A 2,543-nucleotide genomic window follows, 5' to 3' on the forward strand; every position below is an offset into this window, starting at 1 on the left:
AACGTGATCGAGACGGCGCCAAGTGTCAACAGTCCGTCATGGACTGCCTGTTGGGACGTGGCGAGTCGCCGGAAGTGAAGCGGGATTCACAGGGGCCGAGGGCGTGCACGGTGCCTCACCCGAGGAACGACAACCGCACCTGTCGCCGAGGATTGTCCCGGTTCGTGTCCACGAGGCACACCGACTGCCACGTCCCCAGTTCGAGGCCGCCCGCCACCACCGGCAGCGTCGCATGCGGGGGCACGATCGCCGGGAGGACGTGGTCGCGGCCGTGGCCGGGGCTGCCGTGGCGGTGCTGCCAGCGGTCGTCGGCAGGGAGCAGGGTGTGCAGGGCGGCGAGGAGGTCGTCGTCGCTGCCGGCCCCCGTCTCGATGATCGCGATGCCCGCCGTGGCGTGCGGGACGAAGATGTTGAGGAGGCCGTCGCGGCCCCGGGCGACCTCGCGGAGGAAGTCCTCGCAGTCGCGGGTGAGGTCGGCGATCCGTTCGTCGGAGCCGGTCGTGACGTTCAGGACTCGGGTCGTGAAGGCATCGGGCATGGAGCCATTGTCGCCCCGGCGGCCGGGCGAGCGAGCGCACCGACCGCCCGGACCTTGACACGACCGGTCCACTCGTTGAGACGGCATTGACCGTGTGTCGACAAACTGGCTACGTTCTGCGGCATGTTGCGTTCAGCCATGCTCACCACGCGCGGTCACATCGACCTGCTGCGGGTGGCCTCTGCCGCGTGTCGCCGCGGCTGCTGACGCCCTTCCCCACCTGCGTTCCAGCGCTTCTCTCCGTTCTTTCCCCTCTTTCTCCGTCTTGCCCTTCATCGCCCCGCCCTGCGCGCGTGCCGGCGTGCCGCTGACGCACGTCCGCTGACCCCGGGGCGCACCCTCCCCTGCCGTGGAGTGCCATGAGCATCAGCCATGCCCCGCCCGAGGCCGCCCCGGCCGACCTGTCCACCGGTTCGGACGTGTCGCCGAACGGGCCCGAACTCGAAGCCCTCGTCCCGTCCTCCACCCGCCGCACCCGTGTCCCGCGCTGGCTGCGGCGCACCTCCGGCCCGGTCCTTCTGCTGATCCTGTGGCAACTCCTCAGCTCCACAGGGGTGTTGACGAAGGACGTCCTGGCTCCGCCCGGCACGATCGCACGCGTGGCAGGGGATCTCGTCAGCGACGGATCGCTGCCCACGGCGATGGGCGTGTCCCTGCAACGCGTCGCCGCAGGGCTGCTGTTCGGCGTCGTCGTCGGTGTCGGGCTCGCCCTGCTGTCCGGGCTGTTCCGGGTCGGCGAGGATCTCGTCGACGCCAGCGTGCAGATGCTGCGGACGGTGCCGTTCGTCGGCCTGATCCCGCTGTTCATCATCTGGTTCGGGATCGGTGAGGCGCCGAAGATCGCCGTCATCACGCTCGGCGTCTCCTTCCCGCTCTATCTGAACGTGTACGCCGGAATCCGCGGCGTCGACTCCCAACTCATCGAGGCGGGCGAGTCGTTGGGGCTCAGCCGGTGGGGCCTCGTCCGGCACGTCGTGCTGCCGGGCGCGCTGCCCGGCGCCATGACCGGCCTGCGCTACTCGCTCGGCATCGCCTGGCTCGCCCTCGTGTTCGCCGAGCAGATCAACGCGGACGCCGGGATCGGCTTCCTGATGGTGCAGGCCCGGGACTTCCTGCGCACCGACGTCATCGTCGTCTGCCTGGTCGTCTACGCCTTCCTCGGCCTCCTCGCCGACTTCGTCGTCCGTTCCCTCGAAAGGCTGCTGCTGCAATGGCGACCGACGTTCACCGGCCGGTGACCCCCAGGACCGAGGGGCTCGCCGTCAGCGTGGCCGGCCTCACCCGTTCGTTCGACGGCCGTGCCGTCATCGACGATCTCCGGCTGGAGGTGCGGCCCGGCGAGTTCGTCGCGCTGCTCGGCCGCAGCGGCTGCGGGAAGTCGACGCTGCTGCGGATCCTGGCCGGGCTCGACCGGGACATCGAGGGCACCGTCCTCGTACCGCGTCGCAAGGCGGTGGCGTTCCAGGCGCCGCGTCTGATGCCGTGGAAGCGGGTCTGGCGCAACGTCCTGCTCGGGCTGCCCGGGAAGCCCGAACGAGCCGTTGCCGAGAGGGCGTTGGACGAGGTCGGGCTCGGCCACCGGGTGACCGCCTGGCCCAAGACGCTGTCCGGCGGCGAGGCCCAGCGCGCCTCGCTCGCCCGCGCCCTGGTGCGCGAACCCGATCTGCTGCTGCTCGACGAGCCGTTCGGCGCCCTCGACGCGCTGACCCGGATCAAGGCCCAGCGCCTCGTCGACGAACTGTGGCAACAGCGCGGCTGCGCGGTGCTGTTGGTGACGCACGACGTCGAGGAGGCCGTGCTGCTGGCCGACCGGGTGCTCGTGATGGACGACGGCGTCATCGCGTACGAGACCCGGGTCGACCTGGAGCGTCCGCGCGACGTCACCGATCCGCGCTTCGCCGAGGTGCGCGCCGAACTGCTGCGCCGCCTCGGGGTCGACGCCGACCACGCCGACCCGGCGACGGCCGACCGGTCTGCCGCTGCCTCTCCGGCCCAGGTGCAGAAG

General features: G+C 71.0%; 4 protein-coding genes. 3 read left to right on the forward strand and 1 reads right to left on the reverse strand.

Annotation, left to right across the window (positions count from 1 at the left end):
* Positions 1 to 115: 115 nt before the first annotated feature.
* Positions 116 to 538 carry a YjbQ family protein gene (locus tag M4J07_RS47575; RefSeq protein WP_255983618.1) on the reverse strand — a complete coding sequence of 141 codons (423 nt, stop codon included), beginning with the start codon at positions 536 to 538 and terminating at the stop codon, positions 116 to 118.
* 138 nt (positions 539 to 676) lie between these two features.
* On the opposite strand from M4J07_RS47575, the gene M4J07_RS48630 reads away from it, so the two are divergent.
* From M4J07_RS48630 to M4J07_RS47585, 3 genes are all read left to right on the forward strand, one after another.
* A complete protein-coding gene (locus M4J07_RS48630; protein ID WP_351286961.1) occupies positions 677 to 745 on the forward strand; it encodes a putative leader peptide in 69 nt (22 codons plus the stop codon).
* 152 nt (positions 746 to 897) lie between these two features.
* Complete coding sequence (locus M4J07_RS47580; protein ID WP_255983620.1) at positions 898 to 1,776, forward strand: ABC transporter permease; 879 nt, start codon at positions 898 to 900, stop codon at positions 1,774 to 1,776.
* Positions 1,749 to 2,543, forward strand: a 795-nt coding sequence (locus M4J07_RS47585; protein WP_255983622.1) for an ABC transporter ATP-binding protein, incomplete at its 3' end; no start/stop codon positions are given. The genes M4J07_RS47580 and M4J07_RS47585, both read left to right, overlap by 28 nt.

The organism is Streptomyces longispororuber (assembly GCF_024448165.1).
GTDB lineage: Bacteria > Actinomycetota > Actinomycetes > Streptomycetales > Streptomycetaceae > Streptomyces > Streptomyces longispororuber_A.

What these genes read in the sequence shown, in the direction of transcription:
- M4J07_RS47580 (WP_255983620.1), top strand. Translation starts at nt 898, where the DNA reads ATGAGCATCAGCCATGCCCCGCCCGAGGCCGCCCCGGCCGACCTGTCC.
- M4J07_RS47575 (WP_255983618.1), bottom strand. Translation starts at nt 538, where the DNA reads ATGCCCGATGCCTTCACGACCCGAGTCCTGAACGTCACGACCGGCTCC.